Below are 18,987 nucleotides of genomic sequence, written 5' to 3'. Positions count from 1 at the left end.
ATATCAGGCCGAAAAGTTCGGATACGGGCACCGAAACGGTCGACAGGTTTGTTAGGGACAGCATATTGCCTGCGATGGTGCCGCGCACCAGGCGGTTGGCGAATTCTCGGCATGCTCTGGGCGTCTACCGTCCCGTTCGCTGATCTGGGCGCTTGACCAGCATGAATGACAGTCGGTCGGACGTGTTCGGGGCGGATTGTCGACACCTTCGTGGCCGCCGAGCCTGGCTGAAAATTTGCCCACAACGGGCTATGTGATGCGGGCGACATCTGTCGTGATTTTGATCACAGAACTGTTCACTATGGCGCTCGTTGTGTGTCCCCACGCACACAGCGCGGCGCCGCGGCCGAGACGAATCCCGCCCCGGCGGCCTCGTTCGCCGCGCCGCTCACCTGCCGCGAGCGCGCTCTTCGTAGGCCTTGCGCTTCTCGGTGTCGACGTCGTCGAGGAAGACGTGAGCGGACCCGAGCGCCCGGCCGATGCTGTCCCCGAGCGCTTCCGGCAGCAGACCGACGAACTGGGAGATGAACCCGGCCACCGCGGTCACCCTGACCTTCGACTTCGGCGCGACGATCAGCTTCGTGACGGCGTCGGCGATCTCCTCCGGCTCGGCGGCCCGGATCAGTTTGAGCGCGGTGATGCCGGATCCGAGTTCGGTGTTGGTCAGTGTGGGCAGCACCGAGGAGAACCGCAGGCCGGTGCCGCGGTACTCCTCCCGCAGGGTGTCGGTGAACCCGAGCACCGCGTGCTTGCTGGCGTTGTAGGTGGCCAGGCCCGGGATGTGGGTTTCGCCGGCCAGCGAGGCGATGTTGATGATGTGCCCGCTGCCGCGCGGCAGCATCCGGCGCAGCGCCAGCTTGGAGCCGAGGATCACGCCGTAGACATTGATGTCCAGGATCCGGCGGGTCAGCGGGTCCGGCTCGTCCACCACCTTGCCGGTCGGCATGATGCCCGCGTTGTTGATCAGCACGTCGATCGGGCCGAGGGTGCGCTCCACCTCGTCGAGGAAGCCGTCGAACGAGTCGTGATCGGTCACATCGAGCTTGCCGGCGAGCTCGAAGCCGCGTGCCGTGCCCGACTCCGCGACCGTGGTTTCGTCGATGTCGCCGATCGCGATCTGCGCGCCGAGGGCCTGCAAGGCGGTCGCGGTGGCGAGCCCGATGCCGCGGGCACCACCGGTGATGACGGCGACTTTGCCGCGGATCTGGTTCGCCTCGGTCACTTGTCGTCCCCTTTCAGCTTCAGCAGGGCAGGCAGGTCGAGGCGGCGCAGGCCCCGGGCGCCGGCAGCCCGCATGGCGCCGAGCGCGAACAGCAGCTTCGGCATCGAGTACGGGTACCAGAACAGTTCCTTCCGCAGAGTTGGCAGCATCGGCGCGGTGATCGCCTGCTGACGGCAGTACTTGCGCACGCCGTGCGCGCCGCCCCAGCGGGCGCCGACGCCGGACAGCCCCCAGCCGCCCATGGGCAACGCGTAGCTGAACAGGTTGGCGAAGACGTCGTTGATGTTGACCGCGCCCACGTTCAGCTGCCGGGCGATTCGCTCGCCCCGCGCTTTGTCACCGGTCCACACCGAGGCGGACAGGCCGTAGACGGAGTCGTTGGCCAGCCGGATCGCCTCGGACTCGTCGGCGACCTTCATCACCGGCAGCGTCGGACCGAAGGTCTCCTCGGTGACACAGGACATGCTGTGGTCGACGTCGACCAGCACGGTCGGCTCGAAGGCGGTGCCGAATCCGGCCCGCTTGCCCCCGGTGCGGACCTTGGCGCCCGCCGCGACGGCCTCGTCGACGTGGCGCTGCACGATGGCGACTTGGTTCTCGTTGGCCAGCGCTCCCACGTCGTGTTTCGATTCGCGTCCGTCAAGGCCTTGGCGCAGCGCCTCGACGTCGGCGGTGAGCTTGGCGACGAACTCGTCGTACACCGGCGCTTCGACGTACACCCGCTCCACCGAGATGCAGACCTGGCCGGAGTTGAACATGCCGCCGAAGGCGATGCCGTGCGCGGCACGATCCAGATCGGCGTCGGCCAGCACGATGGCCGGGTCCTTACCACCGAGTTCCAGGCTGTAGGGCACCATTCGTTCCACACACGCGGCGGCGATCTTGCGGCCGGTCGTGGTGGAGCCGGTGAACTGGATGTAGTCGGCGTTGCCCACCACGGCGGCTCCGGTCGCGCCCGCGCCGGTGACGACCGAGAAGACCGGCGGCGCGCCGATCTCGGTCCAGCCTCTGGCCAGTTCGATCGCCGAGAGCGGGGTCACTTCCGACGGCTTGAGGATGACGGCCGCCCCCGCGGCCAGCGCGGGGAACACGTCCATCACCGGCATGGCCAGTGGGAAGTTCCACGGCGTGATGACGCCGACCACCGGATAGGGACGGTAGACGGTGGTCAGTCGCTTGACCCGGGCCAGCGGGCTGTGCGGCGACGGATGGTCGTCGGCGAGGAACGCGGCCGCGCGGCGGGCGTAGTAGCCGATCAGATCGGTCGCGAAACCCGGATCGATGAGGGCGTCCACCCGGGGCTTGGCGGTCTCCGACTGCAGCACGGTGGCCAGCCGGTCGGTGTTGTCGATCAACCAGTCCTGGAACTTCAACAGCCAGACTTTGCGTCCGCCGGGGCCGATCGCCTCCCATTCCGGCTGGTACAGCCGCAGTTCGCGGACCTTGGCCGCGACCGCGTCCGCGGTCTCGTCCGGCACCGTGCCGACGACCTCGCCCGTGCCGGGATTGCGCACCTCGATGACGGCGGGGCCGTCGGTCTTCGCGGTTGTTTCGCGTGCCTGCGTCTTCTCGGTCGCGGGCGCTGGTTCGGTGTTGGTCACGGCTGCTCTCCCACTGACGTCGTGCTGAACGGCGGTCTGCTTGCTGCTGTGCTACTTACTCCTGTGATACAAGCCACTGAACTATGATCGTGACACAATACGAACGGACTTTCTCGGCCCGAATTGTCAAGGGAAACAGACAATTTTGTTTCCATTGAACAAGAAATGGTTACGGCATTCGCCAGAGCCCGCCGGTGCGAACGCGGAGGCCACCGGACTGCTGGATCGGGTCGCGGCGCGGCTGGCCTCGGCTCTGGGCGGCACGCGCGTGCTCACCGTTGCTTCCGGGGCCGGCGCCATGTGGGCGTGGGCCGGTTCGGAGGACGGGGAACACGGCGCCGAACTCGCGGTGCCGGGTGATGTGGAGCGGCTGGCCGCGGCGCGGATCGAGGCGCCGGTGCGGGTGGCGTTCGGTGTGCCCGCCGCAGGAATCGCCGGTTTTCGTCGCAGTCACCGCGAGGCGGTCGCCGAGCGCGCACCGGCGGGCGGGCGGCGGGTCACCGGGTATCGCACGGTGGAGATCGCCTATCTGGCCGGCGCGGACGAAGCGCCATGCGAGGGCTGGTCGAGCGGGAACTGGGCGCGCTGGCGTCCCGGGACGCGCACGCCGTTCGGTTACGCGAGACACTGCACGCCTATCTGCGCAACCAACCGCAACCAACCGCAACCAACCGCAACCAACGCAGCCCGGAGGCCACGGCGAAGATCCTCGGGGTACACAAGAACACGGTCCGCTACCGCGTGCAGCGGATCGCCCGCCCTGAACGCCTATTCTCCCGCCGCGGCCTCGCGTGCGGCGATGCGGCGCAGCGGCGGCTCGGTGGTCGGCGCCACCCTGCGGTCGGGTAACTCGGCGAGCAAGGTGGTGGTCGCCTTTGCGATGGCCGCGACGGCCTTGTCGACGGCCGGTTTGGTGGTCGAGCTCAGGCCGGACACGCCACCGACCTTGCGCACGTACTGCAGTGCGGCGGCATAGATTTCCTGCTCGGTTGCGGCAGGTTCCAGACCACGCAGGACGGTGATGTTTCTACACATGCGAGCACACTAGCTCCAGATCAGACAGGCGTCAGCGCAAGGAGCAACCCGGCCGAAATCGAATCGCCCCGAAGCGGACATTTGTGCCCATCCGGGAATATCGAGCGTCCGCCGTGCGGGATGGGGAACAATCTATGGCATGTCTTCGCGCGGTGTACCCACCTTGACGACCTTTCCGTACGCGGAGCTGGACGAGCGGGAGGAAGACCATTGGTCCGGCGCCGCGGTATCCGACGACGAACTGCGAGCTCTGGCCCTCGGCGCGTTCTATTCGGCGCGCTGGGACGCCTTCCACGACGCGCTACTGCTCGGCCCGGAACGCGCGCATCCGTTGGGGGACCGGCGCGAGCTGGCCATCGACACGCTCACCGGCGCGTGGGGCATCACCGACGGCACCGAGGCGCAGGCGTCGATGGAGCAGTTGCTGGAAGGCATGCACGCGCCGCTCTACGCGCTGGTGCACCCGCTGGTGACGGCTTCGATCAACGCCAGCGAACGCGATCGTTTCGGTGAGCGTGCCGACCGGCACCGGGCGTTCCTGCGGCAGGTCGGCGCGTTCCGCGGGATGGACAATCCCGAGGCGCTGGTCCGCGACTACGACATCTGGTCGCAGGCGATCAAGATCGGATTCACCGACCATCTGGCCCGGCCGCTGCCCAGCGACATCCACGCCTGGGATCTGGCCAGGGTGGTCGCGGTGGCCAGGATGGCCTACACCGCCGGATACGTCGACGCCGACCTCGCCTGGAGCTATCTGGCACGCGCCCTGCCGCTGGCGCAGAGCAAGTACCGTAACTGGCGCCAGTTCGGCGACGCCTACCTCACCGGCTGGACCTACTGGCAGGCCTGCGAGGACTTGGCCGAGCTGAAGAACGGCGGCGTCGACCGCCGCAAGGAACTGCTGCGGCTGTGGCTGCGCCCCACCAGCCCGTGGCGGCGGGTCGCGCTGAACTCAGCTCCCGTCCGGGAGTGAGCGCAGGATCCCCCGGCCGTAACGCTGGAACTGCGCGTCGTCGACCATGCCGAGGGAGTGCCGCTCGACCAGCAGCTCCCACTCCGAATACAACTGCGCCACGCCCGGATCCGTGGATCCCGTGGCGCCGTCGGCGGATTCCCGGCGCACCGCGAAGTTCACCGCGCAGATGACCCGTTCGGTGTCGGCGCGGTCGGCGCCGGCGAAATACAGCGTCCGGCTGCCGTCGTGCACTTCTATGCCGGCGGCCCCGCGCCCCGGCCCGATTTCGCCGCGACCCGCGACCGGCGAATCGGTGACGCGCGCCCACAAGACCACGGGAATCGGAAGTTCGTAGGCGTATCGGCTGTCGCCGCAGGCGACGAACAGCAGCCGCGTCGTCGTCGCGGCGAGCAGGCCGGTGCCGTCGCCCGCCGGAGGGCGCGCGACCGCGACGGCGGTCTCCAAGACGTACTCCTCCGGCGTCACGTAACGATGCAGAGCCGCTATCGCCTGCTTCGCCTCGCGGCGCGGTGACATCCTGCGCGTCGCCCGTTCCACGTCCGCGCGGGTGGGACCGCCGCGGCCCCAGGTCGGGGCGGGCGGGCGCAGGTCCGGCGCCGCCACGTCGATGCGCTGGGTGGCCAGGATCTGCGCGTTGATGCGGTTGACGATCTCGGTGGCCGCTGGAACGTCGTGCTCGGCGATGATGACCGGAAGGGGGGTGCGGTCCGCGGGCACGCCGGTGAGCACGGGCGTGGGATAGCGCAGATAGATCTCGATGACGACCGCGTCGTCCGCACGCCGGTTCAGCCGGACCTTCAGCAGGTCGGAGACCGGGACATCGAGCACGCGCTCGCCGTCGGATCCGGGTCGCAAGACGATCAACCTGCCGCGGCCGTGACGCAGTATCGCTGTGGGTGTCCGTAACTCGACTATGTCCATACCCCCTGCGCTCGTGTCTGATGCGCGGCGCTCCCGGGGCCCTTCGTGGTGTGCGAGCTACCGCCTGGGTGGCCCGTCGCTCGCGCCGCGATGTTGTGTCGTCGCTCACGATAGGCCGAACATGCCATGATTGTTGCCACTTGGAGGAAGCCGAACCGGAGACATCGGGAACCACCGTCGGTCTCCGGCCGTTTACCTCTTTAACTGCACCTGCAGCCGAACTGTGCGATGTATTGAGTAGACCGTACGCGGTAACGTGGCTTGTCCGCATCCGAACCCCCGCGGAACCGGACGCGCCAGACGCATCGCTAGGCAAGAACCGGAGACACCGGAAAGGACTGGCCGCCCCGGCCGACGCTCTATGAACCGCAAGACAGTGTTTCGCACCCTGGCCATAGTCTCGGGCATCTTGCTCGTGATCTATGCGTTCAGCTACTTCGGCAACGACACGCGGGGCTGGAAGAGCGTCGATACCTCGGTTGCCCTGAGCCAGCTCGAGAACAAGGGCAACGTCCAGAACGTCCAGATCGATGATCGCGAGCAGCAGCTGCGCATCGAGCTGAAGAACGGCAGCGACGCCACCGGCGGACAGAACAAGATCATCACGAAGTATCCGGGCGGCAGCGAGACCTCCGCCCAGATCTTCTCGGCCGTGAAGAACTCCGGCGCCCCCTACAACACCGTGGTCAAGCAGGACAGCTGGTTCACCCAGATCCTGCTGTTCGTGCTGCCCACGATCATCCTGCTCGGCTTGTTCATCTTCGTGATGGCCAGGATGCAGGGCGGCGGTCGCGGCGGCATGATGGGCTTCGGCAAGTCGAAGGCCAAACAGCTGTCCAAGGACATGCCCAAGACCACGTTCGCCGACGTGGCCGGAGCCGACGAGGCGGTCGAGGAACTCTACGAGATCAAGGACTTCCTGCAGAATCCGGTCCGCTACCAGGCCCTCGGCGCCAAGATCCCCAAGGGCGTCCTGCTCTACGGCCCGCCCGGCACCGGTAAGACCCTGCTGGCGCGTGCCGTCGCGGGCGAGGCCGGTGTGCCGTTCTTCACCATCTCCGGTTCGGACTTCGTGGAGATGTTCGTCGGCGTCGGCGCTTCTCGCGTGCGCGACCTGTTCGAGCAGGCCAAGCAGAACAGCCCCTGCATCATCTTCGTCGACGAGATCGACGCGGTCGGCCGCCAGCGCGGCGCGGGCCTCGGCGGCGGTCACGACGAGCGCGAGCAGACCCTCAACCAGTTGCTGGTGGAGATGGACGGCTTCGGCGACCGCACCGGCATCATCCTGATCGCCGCGACCAACCGCCCCGACATCCTCGACCCGGCGCTGCTGCGTCCCGGCCGGTTCGACCGGCAGATCCCGGTCGGCAACCCGGACCTGGCCGGTCGCCGCGCCATCTTGCGCGTGCACTCGCAGGGCAAGCCGATCTCCCCGGACGCCGATCTGGACGGCTTGGCCAAGCGCACCGTCGGGATGTCCGGCGCGGACCTCGCCAATGTGATCAACGAGGCCGCGTTGCTCACCGCCCGGGAGAACGGCGCGGTGATCACCGGCGAATCGTTGGAGGAGTCCGTCGACCGCGTGATCGGCGGTCCGCGCCGCAAGAGCCGGATCATCAGCGAGCACGAGAAGAAGATCACCGCGTATCACGAAGGCGGCCACACCCTGGCCGCCTGGGCGATGCCGGATATCGAGCCGGTCTACAAGGTCACCATCCTGGCACGCGGTCGCACCGGCGGCCACGCCATGACGGTGCCCGAGGACGACAAGGGCCTGATGACACGCTCGGAGATGATCGCCCGCCTGGTCATGGCGATGGGCGGCCGTGCGGCCGAGGAACTGGTGTTCCACGAGCCGACCACCGGCGCCTCCTCCGACATCGACCAGGCCACCAAGATCGCGCGCGCGATGGTCACCGAGTACGGCATGAGCGCGCGGCTCGGCGCGGTCCGCTACGGACAGGAGCAGGGTGACCCGTTCCTCGGCCGCTCGATGGGCATGGGTTCGGAGTACTCGCACGAGGTGGCGGGCGCGATCGACGTAGAGGTGCGCAACCTGATCGAGGCCGCGCACACCGAGGCGTGGGCCATCCTGAATGAGTACCGCGACGTGCTCGACGACCTGGCCACCGCGCTGCTGGAGCGGGAGACGCTGCACCGCAAGGATCTCGAGCAGATCCTCGCCTCGGTGCAGAAGCGCCCGCGGATCACCGCCTTCAACGATTTCGGCGAGCGGGTCCCCTCGGACAAGCCGCCGGTGAAGACCCCGGGTGAGCTGGCCGCCGAGCGCGGCGAGTCGTGGCCGCCGGAACCGGTGGCGCAGCCGGTGGCCGCGGCCGCGCAGCGTGAGCCGCAGCCCGCCAACGGATATCCGCCGCACGAAAGCGGGTACGGCGCTCCGCCGCAGTACGCCCGCCCGTCCGCGCCCGGTTACCCACTGCCGCAGGCGCCCGCTCCGGCCTATCCGCGCCAGGGCACGCACGGTTCGCGGCCGGATTACGGCGCTCCGGCGGGCTGGTCGGCTCCCGGCTGGCCGCCGCGCGACGAGCCGCAGCAGGGTCAGCCCGGCTGGGGTGACCCGCAGCAGCCGCGGCACGGCTACCCGCAGTGGGGTCCGCAGGGTTCGCCCGAAGGCGGCTACGACCGTGATGGGTACGGCGACCGCGGCGGTTACGACGAACCGCGCCGGACGAGTCCGAACGGCGAGGGCGACGGTGATTGGGATGGACCGAACGGTCGTCACTGACCAGTGACGATTAGGCTCGACCATCTGGGGTGCCGAGAGATTGCCGGTACCCGGGGAGTTTGGAGGTGTCCTCGATTGTCGGCCAACGAGTATGGCGGTGGTCACACCCTCGCCGAAGTGGATAGCGCGGAACGCGACGGTGTCGACATCGGAGTGCCGGAACCTGGCCTCGTGGCACTGGAAACGGGCAGATCGTTCGATCAGGCGCGAGCCGAAGCGGCGGTACGGGAGTTGCTGATCGCGGTCGGTGAGGACCCGGACCGGCCCGGACTGCTCGATACGCCCGCGCGGGTCGCGCGCGCCTACCGGGAGACCTTCGCCGGGCTCTACGTGGAACCGGACTCGGTGCTCAACACCACGTTCGACGAGGGCCATCAAGAACTCGTGCTGGTCAGGGACATCCCGATGTACTCCACCTGTGAGCACCACCTGGTGTCCTTCCACGGTGTCGCCCATGTCGGTTACATCCCGGGCCCGCACGGCCGGGTCACCGGCCTGTCCAAGCTCGCCCGTCTGGTCGACCTGTACGCCAAGCGTCCACAGGTGCAGGAGCGGCTGACCAGCCAGATCGCCGACGCGGTGATGCGCAAACTGGACCCGCGCGGCGCGATCGTCGTGGTCGAGGCCGAGCATCTGTGCATGGCGATGCGCGGTATCCGCAAGCCGGGCGCGAGCACGACCACCTCCGCGTTGCGCGGACTGCTGCAGTCCAACGCCGCCTCGCGCGCCGAGGCGCTCGATCTGATCCTGCGGAAGTGAGCGGGCCCGCGGTGTCCGAACCGGGACGCTTCGAAAGCCTCGGCGCCCGCGACGGGCGCTCCTGCGTGGTGATGGGTGTGGTGAACGTCACCAGCGATTCCTTCTCCGACGGCGGGCGATACCTCGATCCCGAACTGGCCATCGCGCACGGCGTTCGGCTGTACACCGCGGGCGCGGACATCATCGACGTCGGCGGCGAGTCGACCAGGCCCGGCGCGGTCCGCATCGACGCGGCGACCGAGACCGCACGGGTGACACCGGTCATCCGCGGACTGGTCGCGGCGGGCGTGCCGACCAGCGTGGACACCATGCGCGCCGCCGTCGCCGCGGCCGCGATCGAAGCCGGGGTGTCGGTGGTGAACGACGTCTCCGGCGGCCGTGCCGATGCCGACATGGTGCACGTGGTGGCTTCCGCGCGGGTTCCGTGGATCCTCATGCACTGGCGGGCGGGCGCCGACTACCGGCACACCGGGCCGGCGGACCACTACGACGACGTGGTCGCGGAGGTGCTGAGCGAACTGACCGCGCAGGTGGACTCGGCCGTCGCCGCCGGCGTCGAGCCGTCCCGGCTGATCCTCGATCCCGGCTTGGGCTTCGCGAAGAACGCCGAGCACAACTGGGCCCTGCTCGGCGCGCTGCCGGAATTGGTCGCGCACGGGCTGCCGGTCCTGATCGGTGCGTCCCGCAAACGATTTCTCGGATCGCTGCTCGCCGACGCGGCGGGACTGCGTCCACCGGACGGGCGGGAGACGGCCACCGCGACGATTTCGGCGCTGGCCGCACTGCACGGTGCGTGGGGCGTGCGGGTGCACGACGTACGCGCCTCGTTGGACGCCATCGCGGTGACCGACGCGTGGCAGGATGCCGCACGACAGCGCGCCGTACCGCACGACCCCGCCCGATCGAGTGCGCAAGGAGCTCAACGATGAGCCGGTCTCCGGTCCACGCCGAAGACGATGCACCGCCGCGTGATCCGGCCATTCGGCGCGGCGCCGATCGCATCGAGTTGCGCGGCCTGTGCGCCTACGGACACCACGGCGTGTTCGAGCACGAGCGCCGCGACGGCCAGGAGTTCCTGGTCGACCTGACGGTCTGGGTCGACTTCGACGTGGCCGCGGCGTCCGACGATCTGGCGGCCACCGTGGATTACGGGGCGCTGGCCGAGCGCGCGGTGCGCATAGTCCAGGGCCCGCCGCGCAATCTCATCGAAACGGTGGTGTCGGAGATCGCCGACGACGTGATGACCGATCCCCGGATCAGGTCGGTCGAGGTGGTGTTGCACAAGCCGTCCGCGCCGATCCCGCACACCTTCGCCGATGTGCGGGTGATCACCTCACGTCACCGGGGGGAGCCCGCCGAATGAGCGAGCGGAACTGCGGCGCGGCCTTTCTCACCGTGCCGGGTGCCGCGGAGGCGCGCCGATGACCCGTGCCGTGTTGTCCATCGGCTCGAATCTGGGTGACCGGCTCGCGCATCTGCGCAGTGTCCTGGACGGGTTCGGCCATCGCGTACTGGCGGTCTCCGCCGTGTACTCCACCCCGCCCTGGGGCGGCGTCCCGCAAGGGGACTATCTCAATGCCGTTGTGCTGGTGGAAGATCCGGCCTTCGGCTGCGTCGACTGGCTGCGTCGCGGACAGGAGTTGGAGCAGGCCGCGGGACGGGTTCGTGAAGTGCGCTGGGGCGCACGCACACTGGACGTGGACGTGGTCTGGTGCGCCGAACTGCGCGGCGGTGAGCCGGTCGCGTGCCGTAGCACCGACCCGGATCTGATCCTGCCGCACCCGCAGGCGCACCGCCGCGCCTTCGTGCTGGTGCCGTGGCTGGACGTGGCCCCGGACGCGGTGCTGGAGGTCGACGGCGCACCGTACGCCGTCGCGGATCTGGTGGCCCGGCTCGATCCGGCCGAGCGCGCCGGGGTGCGTCGCACCGAGTTCTCGTTGACGGGCGCGCCGTCGTGAAACTGAAGCCGACTCGCATTCTCGACCTCGTGGCGAACGTACTGATCGCCGCGATCGTCGCGTGGATCGCCACCCGGGTGGCCTATGACAGCTTTCCGCCGATCTCGATCTTCGCGGGCGCCTCGCTGTACCCGGTGGCCGGGATCGAGGCGGTGCTCGCCTTCGTCATCCGGGCTCGGGTCAACGACCACGAGATCGGCGACGGACGTCACCAGTTGCATCCGATCACCGCGGCTCGTGCCGTCGCGCTGGCCAAGGCGTCGGCGCAGGTCGGTTCGATCGCCGCCGGTATCTGGCTGGGTTTCCTGTGCTGGGTCTTCCCGCAGCGCGGCGCGCTGGGCGCGGCCGCGGCCGACAGTCCCGGTGCGATCGTCGGGATGCTGGCGGGGGTCGCATTGGTTGCTGCGGCCCTCTGGCTGGAGTATTGCTGCCGGGCCCCCGAGGACCCCACCGACGATGCGGCAACTACATAGCTAGTGGAACGACGGAATCACAAAACGGAATCTGGGCGCGGCCGGAGCAATTGGCTACCCTGGCTGGCATGGTTTCACCCTCCCGTAGCAGCACTTCCCGGGGACGGCGGGACGACGCGGGAAAATACTTCGTCGGCGTCCTGATCGTGCTCGGTCTGGTTGCCAGTGTTTTCCTGATCTTCAGCAACAGCGTCGAGTTCGTACGGGTAGGTCTGGTCGCGGCGCTGTGGGCCGCGGCGATCGGGGCTCTGGCTGCGACGAAGTACCGCAAAGAGGCGACGATCGACAAGGCGAAGGTCCGCGATCTGCAGACCGTCTACCAGTTACAGCTGGAGCGGGAGGTCACCGCGCGACGCGAGTACGAGCTCGGCGTGGAGACGCGGGTACGCGAGGAAGTGGGCGCCGACGCGGCCGAACTCGCGGCCCTGCGCGCGGAGCTCACCGTGCTGCGGCAGAGCCTGCAGCGGCTGTTCGACGGCGATCTGCCGATGGACCGCCCCGCGTTGCGCGCCGAGGCGACCAGGATCCAGGAGCTGACCAGCTCCGGCACCGAATCGGGGAACAATAGCTCCGCGAATGCCAGGATGTGGTCGGTGCTCGCCGACCAGCAACCGCATAGCAATATGACGCCGATCTTCGAGCCCGACCACCCCGAGCCACCGGTTTTCGCCAGCCCCTTCGACGATCCGGTCACCGCGGAGACCGCGGTGGTCTCCGTCGACGACGACGAGCAGACCGAGGCGGAACCGGCGCGCCACGCCGAGCCGCGTGGCTGGTCGGACGCCTTCACCGAGACGGTGGACGAGCCGCCGACCCAGCCCGCCGCGCGGCCCCGGCCCACACCGGAACCGGCTCCCACGCCGGCGTCCGCGCCCACCATGGGCATACCGAGCGCGCGCAGGCGTCGCCGGGCCGAGAGCGACGACGAGACGCCGTCGCGCCGTCTCTCGGTCGCGGAAATCATGGCCAACCTGCAATCCGAGGAGCGCGAACGCCGGTGATCGGGGCCGGGCCGCGGCCCCGTACTGCGGCCTAGATCACGCGCACACCCGGTGGCGGCAGCGAAGAACCGGTGGATATCCTCGTGGCGTACCGTCCGGTACCCGCATGGCGGGACTGGAACGACATCGAGAGGACAACGTTGACCTCGAGAAGCGTGAATTCCGACAACGCTGCTTCGGGCTACGACCCCGCGCCCGCACGCCTGACGGTGGGAATCGTCTCGGCGGGACGCGTGGGTTCGGCATTGGGCGTCGCACTCGAGCGCGCCGGACACGTGGTGTTCGGCGTCTGCGCGATCTCCGACGCGTCGGTTCGCCGTGCCCGCACCCGGCTGCCCGACTCGGAGATCCTGCCGATCGAACAGGTGGCCGCCCGCAGCGAGCTGCTGGTGCTGGCCGTGCCCGACACCGAGCTTCCCGGCCTGGTTCGGGGGCTGGCCGGCGCGGAAGTCGTCCGGCCCGGCACCATCGTCGCCCACACCTCGGGCGCGAACGGTGTCGGCGTGCTCGCACCGCTGGCCGAGATCGGCGCACTCCCGCTGGCCATGCATCCGGCCATGACCTTCACCGGGCACGAGGAGGACGTGGCCCGCCTCGGCAACGCGTGCTTCGGCATCACCGCCGCCGACGAGGTCGGCTATGCCATCGCGCAGTCGCTGGTCATCGAAATGGGCGCCGAGCCGGTCCGGGTCACGGAGGAGAACCGGCCGCTGTACCACGCGGCGCTCGCGCACGGCAGCAATCACCTGGTCACGGTGATCGTCGACGCGGTGGCCGCGTTGCGCGCCGCCTTGGCCGGCCGCGGACTGCTGGGCCAGCAGCTGGTCGACGAGCAGCCCAACGGCCTGGCCGAGCGGCTGCTCGCGCCCCTGGCGTCGGCGGCGCTGGACAACGCGTTGCGCCGCGGTCAGTCCGCGCTGACCGGCCCGGTCGCCCGTGGTGACGCCGACGCGGTGGCGGCGCATCTGACCGCGCTGGCGTCGGTCGATGCCCGGCTGGCCGAGGCGTATCGCGCGCTGTCGCTGCGCACCGCGGAACGCGCGGGCACCGCTCCCGCTGTCATCGAACTGCTGGAAGGACGCTGATGTTTGACCCGAAATTGCGCGGCGCTTACCGGCCCGGCGCGCTGACCGTGCACCACGATCCCGCTGTGCTCGGCGCGGTGTCCGCCGCGCTGCGCGGCGTCGGCCGTACCGTCGCGCTGGTGCCGACCATGGGCGCGCTGCACGAGGGGCACTTGGCGATCGTGCGGCTGGCCAAGCGGACCAACCAGGTGGTCATCGTCTCGATCTTCGTCAACCCGCTGCAGTTCGGGGCGAACGAGGACCTGGACAAGTACCCGCGCACGCTGGACGCCGACGTCGAATTGTTGCGTGCGGAGGGCGTCGAGCTGGTATTCGCCCCCAGCGTGTCCGACATGTATCCGGACGGCCCGCGCACCACGGTGCACCCCGGCCCGCTCGGCGCGGAACTGGAAGGGGCCAGCCGCCCGACCCACTTCGCGGGAATGCTCACCGTGGTGGCCAAGTTGTTGCAGATCGCGCGGCCGACCGAGGCGTTCTTCGGCGAGAAGGACTACCAGCAGCTCACCTTGATCCGGCAGATGGTCCGCGACCTGAATTTCGATGTGAAGATCACCCCGGTGGTCACCGTCCGTGAGCCGGACGGCTTGGCCCTGTCCTCGCGCAACCGCTATCTCGACCCGGTGCAGCGCGAATCGGCGCTCGCCTTGTCGGCCGCCCTGTCGGCGGGCAAGCACGCCGGTGGCCTCGGCGGCGGCGCTGTGCTCGCGGCCGCGCGCCAGGTGCTCGACGCCGCGCCCGGCGTGGACGTCGACTACCTGGAGCTGCGCTCGGCCACCCTGGGCCCGGCCCCGGTCACCGGCAAGGCCAGATTGCTGATCGCGGCCCGGGTCGGCGCCACCCGGCTCATCGACAACATCGCCGTCACGCTCGGCGCTCCGATCGACGGCCATCCCAACGTTTCGGATTCGCGGCCCGCCGTGGACCACCAGCCCGTCGCGGCGGCGTCGAATCCCGCCCCGCTTCCGCCCGCGAACTAGAAAGGGTCGCCGCAATGCTGCGCACCATGATGAAGTCGAAGATCCACCGTGCCACCGTCACGCATGCCGACCTGCACTATGTCGGCTCGGTCACCGTGGACCAGGATCTGCTCGACGCCGCCGACCTGCTGGAAGGTGAGCAGGTCTGCATCGTCGACATCGACAACGGCGCCCGCCTGGAGACCTACGTGATCGCCGGTGAGCGGGGTTCGGGGGTGATCGGGATCAACGGCGCCGCGGCTCACCTGGTGCATCCCGGCGATCTCGTGATCCTGATCGCCTACGGCCAGCTGAACGAGCAGGAACTCGCGGAATACGACCCCAAGGTCGTGTTCGTCGACGAGCGCAACCGCCCGGTCGAACTCGGTTCGGACCCGGCGCACGCGCCGGAAGGCTCCGGCCTGACCTCGCCGCGCTCGCTGTCATTCGTCTGAACAGCGGCGATCCGGACATGTTGCTGACCATCGATGTCCGCAATACGAGCATCGAACTCGGCTTGTTCTCCGGTTCCGGAGCACATTCCGATCTGGTGCGCCACTGGCGGATGCACACCGATCCGTTGCTGACCGCCGACGAATTCGCCATGCAGGTGCGCGGGTTGGTCGGCGCGCAACTCGACGAGGTGATCGGCGTCTCGGCGCTCTCGACGGTGCCGCCCGTGCTACGCGAACTGCGCGACATGCTCGGCCGATACTGGGGGCATGTTCCGCATGTGCTGGTGGAACCCGGTGTACGCACGGGGATTCCGCTGCTGGTGGACAATCCGAAAGAAGTCGGCGCCGACCGCATCGTCAATTGTCTGGCCGCTTACCAGCGGTATTCCGGGCCCGCGATCGTCGTCGATTTCGGCACGGCGATCTGTGTCGATCTGGTGTCGAAGAAGGGCGAGTTCCTCGGCGGGATCATCGCGCCCGGTGTGGAGATCTCCACCGAAGCCCTGGTGGAACGCAGTGCGCTGCGGCGGGCGGAGCTGACCAGGCCACGGTCGGTGCTGGGGAAGAACAGCATGGAATGCATGCAATCGGGCGCGGTATTCGGTTTCGCCGGACTGGTGGACGGCCTGATCGATCGGATTCGCGACGAGTTCGACGCCTTTGCCGGCGACGATGTCGCGGTGGTGGCGACCGGCGCGACCGCACCGCTGATCGTCCCGGAATCCGAGACGATCGACAACCACGATCCGCATCTCACGTTGACCGGCCTGCGGCTTGTATACGAACGCAACCAGCGGCGCAAGGGAAATGTCTGATATGCGCGGTGTCGGATTTGTCGCAGGCCGGGACTTGTCGATACCGCGTCGCATGCTGTTAAACTCCTTCTCGTGACTTTCTACGTGAGCACCCAGGAGTGTTGTCGAGGCTGACTTGCCTCGACCGATCGAGGCTGACATCCCGCCCTCGACCGTTACCTTCCTCCTGGAGATTCGCTCATGCGTTCCTCTGTTCTTTCCCTTTCTTCCGCGCGTACCGCGCTGTCGGCTACTCCGCCGCTGGAACGCTCGGTGGCACCCGCCCTGCCCACCCGCCTGCGCCCGGCCGATCTGCTGCGACTGACCGACGAAGGCGCCGAGGACGTGCTCGCCGGGCGCTATGACCACCTGCTTCCCGCTGGTGGGAACTGGCCGCACGACGAGCGCTGGGCGACCAGGCTGCTCGCCGATGACGAGGTGGACGTCTGGCTGATCAGCTGGACGCCGGACAAGTCGACCGAGTTGCACGACCATGCCGGGTCGCTCGGCGCGCTCACCGTGCTCAGCGGCGCGCTCTCCGAATACCGTTGGAACGGAACGGAATTGCGTTGCCGCACGCTGGTGGCGGGTGACCAGGCCTCGTTCCCGATCGGGTGGGTGCACGACGTGATGCGGGCGCCCGCCGCCGTGCCGGGCGCCGTCGAATCCGCGGGCCCGCTCGATCCGACGCTCAGCGTGCACGCTTATTCCCCGCCGCTCACCGCCATGTCCTATTACGAGGTGACCGGCCACGGCACCCTGCGGCGCACTCGAACCGTCCTCACCGACCAGCCCGAAGGTGATATGTGATGACCCGTTTGACCATCGATCAGATGCTCGAGAACGCACGGGCCCAACTCGACCGGATCTACGCCTTCGAATTGCCGGAAGCCATCGAGCGCGGCGCCATTCTGGTGGATATCCGCCCCCAGGCGCAACGGGGACGTGAGGGCACCTTGCCCGGCGCGTTGGTGATCGAGCGCAATGTCCTGGAATGGCGGCTGGACCCCACCAGTTCGGCCCGCTTGGCGCTGGCCGCCGATCACGACGTGGAATGGATCGTCGTCTGCTCCGAGGGCTTTACCTCCAGCTTGGCCGCCGCGGCGCTACAGCAACTCGGGCTGCACCGGGCGACCGATCTGGTGGGCGGCTACCAGGCGTTGAAGGCGGCCGGGCTGTTGAACGTCGCCGTCGGGGCGCCGCACTTCGTGCGCGAGACGGCGGCGCTCGCCTCGCTATAATTCCCCGCCGACACTTCCATCTCGAAATAGCCGGACACGCAGGTGTTTTCGCACACACCATGATGCGCACCGGCTATTTCGCGTCTCCGGGGCGCGGGCCGGGACGCCCCGGGTGGGGCGCTGTATCGATACCGTTTCGTGACTCCCCGTCGGAGTCCGGGCGGCGTGCAAAACGATTTCCGGTGCACGCTAGGGTTGTTCGATGTGAGCACCCCGAACTCTGCATCTTCCAGCGCATCGACATCGGATTCGCGGCCCGCCCTGGCGCCTGCCGCCGACGATGCTCCGGAGCAGATACGGATTCGCCGGGAGAAGCGGGAGCGGCTGCTCGCGGCCGGTGGCGACGCGTATCCCGTCGTCGTGCCGCGCACGCATACCCTGGCGGAAATTCGGGCCGCATATCCGGACCTTGCCGCCGACACCGCCACCGGGCAAGAGGTCGGCGTAGCCGGGCGCGTCATATTCCTGCGTAATACCGGCAAGTTGTGTTTCGCGACACTGCAGGAAGGTGACGGCACCAAGCTGCAGGCGATGATCAGTCTGAACGGGGTCGGCGCGGACGCGCTGGCCGCCTGGAAGGCGGACGTCGACCTCGGTGACTTCGTTTTCGCGCACGGTGAAGTCATCTCCTCGCGAACCGGGGAACTGAGCGTCATGGCCGATTCCTGGTTCATGGCGGCGAAGGCCCTGCGGCCGCTGCCGGTGGCGCACAAGGAGATGAACGAGGAGTCGCGGGTCCGGCAGCGTTATGTCGACCTGATCGTGCGCCCTGAGGCCAGGGAGATGGCCCGTACCCGCATCGCCGTGGTGCGCGCGCTGCGCAACGCGCTCGAGCGCAGGGGCTTCCTCGAGGTGGAGACGCCGATGTTGCAGACGCTGCACGGCGGCGCCGCGGCCCGGCCCTTCGTCACCCATTCCAATGCCCTCGACATGGACCTCTTCTTGCGCATCGCGCCCGAGTTGTTCCTGAAGCGCTGCGTGGTGGGCGGCTTGGAGCGGGTCTTCGAGATCAACCGGAACTTCCGGAACGAGGGAGCGGACTCCACCCATTCGCCCGAGTTCGCGATGCTCGAGACGTACCAGGCCTACGGCACCTATGACGATTCGGCGGTGATGATCCGGGAATTGGTGCAGGAAGTGGCGCAGGAGGCGTTCGGCACGCAGGTGGTGACTCTGGCCGACGGCACCGAATACGATCTGCGCGGCGAGTGGGCCACCGTCGAGATGTACCCTTCGCTGTCCGATGCGCTGGGTGTGCAGGTCACTCCGGAAACTTCGGTCGCCGAATTGCGCGCACTCGCGGATCGGGTCGGTCTGGAAATTCCGGAGGGCAAGGGCTACGGTCACGGGAAACTGGTCGAGGAACTCTGGGAACACCAGTATGGCGAGAAGCTGTACGCACCGACTTTCGTGCGCGACTTCCCGGTGGAAACCTCCCCGTTGACCAGGCAGCATCGCAGCACCGCCGGCGTCACCGAGAAGTGGGACCTCTATGTGCGCGGCTTCGAGTTGGCCACGGGCTATTCGGAGTTGGTCGACCCGGTGATCCAGCGGGAGCGGTTCGTAGACCAGGCCCGGTTGGCCGCGCAGGGTGACGACGAGGCTATGGTGCTGGACGAGGACTTCCTCGCCGCGATGGAGCACGGCATGCCGCCGACGACCGGAACGGGTATGGGAATCGATCGGTTGTTGATGGCGCTCACGGGTTTGGGAATCCGAGAAACGATACTGTTCCCAATTGTGCGTCCGGTCACCAGGTGACCA

20 protein-coding genes and 1 pseudogene are annotated in these 18,987 nt (G+C 68.4%); 17 read left to right on the top strand and 4 right to left on the bottom strand.

All coding sequences use genetic code 11. From position 1 onward, the window contains the following. Positions 1 to 388 precede the first annotated feature (388 nt). Both ACT89H_RS24050 and ACT89H_RS24045 read right to left on the bottom strand, forming a co-directional pair. Entirely contained in the window at positions 389 to 1,222 is an 834-nt protein-coding gene (locus ACT89H_RS24050; protein ID WP_445110920.1) for an SDR family oxidoreductase, read from the bottom strand. Then, positions 1,219 to 2,823: an aldehyde dehydrogenase family protein gene (locus tag ACT89H_RS24045; RefSeq protein ID WP_445110919.1), complete on the bottom strand. Its 1,605-nt coding sequence runs from the start codon at positions 2,821 to 2,823 to the stop codon at positions 1,219 to 1,221. The genes ACT89H_RS24050 and ACT89H_RS24045 overlap by 4 nt, the downstream gene beginning before the upstream one ends. Positions 2,824 to 2,968: 145 nt before the next feature. Here ACT89H_RS24045 and ACT89H_RS29570 point away from each other — a divergent pair. After that, a pseudogene (locus ACT89H_RS29570) lies at positions 2,969 to 3,229 on the top strand (hypothetical protein); the annotation flags it as partial. 146 nt (positions 3,230 to 3,375) lie between these two features. Next, the gene (locus ACT89H_RS24035; RefSeq protein WP_445110918.1) at positions 3,376 to 3,672 is read left to right on the top strand and encodes a helix-turn-helix domain-containing protein; all 297 of its coding nucleotides are present in this window, start codon (positions 3,376 to 3,378) and stop codon (positions 3,670 to 3,672) included. On the opposite strand, the gene ACT89H_RS24030 is transcribed toward ACT89H_RS24035, so the two are convergent. Continuing rightward, complete coding sequence (locus ACT89H_RS24030; RefSeq protein WP_195078011.1) at positions 3,592 to 3,858, bottom strand: DUF2277 domain-containing protein; 267 nt, start codon at positions 3,856 to 3,858, stop codon at positions 3,592 to 3,594. The genes ACT89H_RS24035 and ACT89H_RS24030 overlap by 81 nt on opposite strands. 139 nt (positions 3,859 to 3,997) lie before the next feature. Between ACT89H_RS24030 and ACT89H_RS24025 the strand changes: the two genes are divergently transcribed. Beyond that, positions 3,998 to 4,831: a DUF1266 domain-containing protein gene (locus ACT89H_RS24025; protein ID WP_445110917.1), complete on the top strand. Its 834-nt coding sequence runs from the start codon at positions 3,998 to 4,000 to the stop codon at positions 4,829 to 4,831. Here the strand turns inward: ACT89H_RS24025 and ACT89H_RS24020 are convergent. Further along, the gene (locus ACT89H_RS24020) at positions 4,811 to 5,689 is read right to left on the bottom strand and encodes a hypothetical protein (protein ID WP_445110916.1); all 879 of its coding nucleotides are present in this window, start codon (positions 5,687 to 5,689) and stop codon (positions 4,811 to 4,813) included. The genes ACT89H_RS24025 and ACT89H_RS24020 overlap by 21 nt on opposite strands. A 427-nt stretch (positions 5,690 to 6,116) precedes the next feature. On the opposite strand from ACT89H_RS24020, the gene ftsH reads away from it, so the two are divergent. From ftsH to lysS, 14 genes are all read left to right on the top strand, one after another. After that, positions 6,117 to 8,501, top strand: a complete 2,385-nt coding sequence (ftsH, locus tag ACT89H_RS24015; RefSeq protein WP_445110915.1) for an ATP-dependent zinc metalloprotease FtsH — start codon at positions 6,117 to 6,119, stop codon at positions 8,499 to 8,501. 117 nt (positions 8,502 to 8,618) lie between these two features. Next, complete coding sequence (folE, locus tag ACT89H_RS24010) at positions 8,619 to 9,260, top strand: GTP cyclohydrolase I FolE (RefSeq protein ID WP_445111046.1); 642 nt, start codon at positions 8,619 to 8,621, stop codon at positions 9,258 to 9,260. Between the two features lie 71 nt (positions 9,261 to 9,331). Further along, complete coding sequence (gene folP / locus ACT89H_RS24005; RefSeq protein ID WP_445111045.1) at positions 9,332 to 10,189, top strand: dihydropteroate synthase; 858 nt, start codon at positions 9,332 to 9,334, stop codon at positions 10,187 to 10,189. Continuing rightward, the gene (folB, locus tag ACT89H_RS24000; RefSeq protein ID WP_445110914.1) at positions 10,186 to 10,623 is read left to right on the top strand and encodes a dihydroneopterin aldolase; all 438 of its coding nucleotides are present in this window, start codon (positions 10,186 to 10,188) and stop codon (positions 10,621 to 10,623) included. Before folP ends, folB begins: the two co-directional genes overlap by 4 nt. A 58-nt stretch (positions 10,624 to 10,681) precedes the next feature. Next, on the top strand, positions 10,682 to 11,218 hold the full coding sequence (gene folK / locus ACT89H_RS23995; protein ID WP_445110913.1) for a 2-amino-4-hydroxy-6-hydroxymethyldihydropteridine diphosphokinase: 537 nt from the start codon (positions 10,682 to 10,684) through the stop codon (positions 11,216 to 11,218). A 2-nt stretch (positions 11,219 to 11,220) separates the two neighbouring features. Beyond that, on the top strand, positions 11,221 to 11,691 hold the full coding sequence (locus tag ACT89H_RS23990) for a DUF3180 domain-containing protein (RefSeq protein WP_445111044.1): 471 nt from the start codon (positions 11,221 to 11,223) through the stop codon (positions 11,689 to 11,691). Between the two features lie 68 nt (positions 11,692 to 11,759). Beyond that, a complete protein-coding gene (locus ACT89H_RS23985; RefSeq protein WP_445110912.1) occupies positions 11,760 to 12,692 on the top strand; it encodes a DUF6779 domain-containing protein in 933 nt (310 codons plus the stop codon). Between the two features lie 140 nt (positions 12,693 to 12,832). After that, entirely contained in the window at positions 12,833 to 13,777 is a 945-nt protein-coding gene (locus ACT89H_RS23980; protein ID WP_445110911.1) for a Rossmann-like and DUF2520 domain-containing protein, read from the top strand. Continuing rightward, positions 13,777 to 14,754: a pantoate--beta-alanine ligase gene (panC, locus tag ACT89H_RS23975; RefSeq protein WP_445110910.1), complete on the top strand. Its 978-nt coding sequence runs from the start codon at positions 13,777 to 13,779 to the stop codon at positions 14,752 to 14,754. Before ACT89H_RS23980 ends, panC begins: the two co-directional genes overlap by 1 nt. 14 nt (positions 14,755 to 14,768) lie before the next feature. After that, positions 14,769 to 15,188, top strand: a complete 420-nt coding sequence (gene panD / locus ACT89H_RS23970; protein WP_063022203.1) for an aspartate 1-decarboxylase — start codon at positions 14,769 to 14,771, stop codon at positions 15,186 to 15,188. Positions 15,189 to 15,205: 17 nt separating this feature from the next. Next, the gene (locus ACT89H_RS23965) at positions 15,206 to 16,003 is read left to right on the top strand and encodes a type III pantothenate kinase (RefSeq protein WP_445110909.1); all 798 of its coding nucleotides are present in this window, start codon (positions 15,206 to 15,208) and stop codon (positions 16,001 to 16,003) included. Positions 16,004 to 16,183: 180 nt separating this feature from the next. Next, positions 16,184 to 16,792 carry a cupin domain-containing protein gene (locus ACT89H_RS23960; RefSeq protein WP_445110908.1) on the top strand — a complete coding sequence of 203 codons (609 nt, stop codon included), beginning with the start codon at positions 16,184 to 16,186 and terminating at the stop codon, positions 16,790 to 16,792. Between the two features lie 8 nt (positions 16,793 to 16,800). Then, positions 16,801 to 17,223 carry a rhodanese-like domain-containing protein gene (locus tag ACT89H_RS23955; RefSeq protein WP_445111043.1) on the top strand — a complete coding sequence of 141 codons (423 nt, stop codon included), beginning with the start codon at positions 16,801 to 16,803 and terminating at the stop codon, positions 17,221 to 17,223. 261 nt (positions 17,224 to 17,484) lie between these two features. Then, positions 17,485 to 18,984 carry a lysine--tRNA ligase gene (lysS, locus tag ACT89H_RS23950; protein WP_445111042.1) on the top strand — a complete coding sequence of 500 codons (1,500 nt, stop codon included), beginning with the start codon at positions 17,485 to 17,487 and terminating at the stop codon, positions 18,982 to 18,984. Positions 18,985 to 18,987: the final 3 nt, after the last annotated feature.

The organism is Nocardia aegles (genome assembly GCF_052545135.1).
The sequence above is the reverse complement of the archived record's forward strand: the minus strand, read 5'-3'. Positions and strand labels throughout refer to the sequence as shown.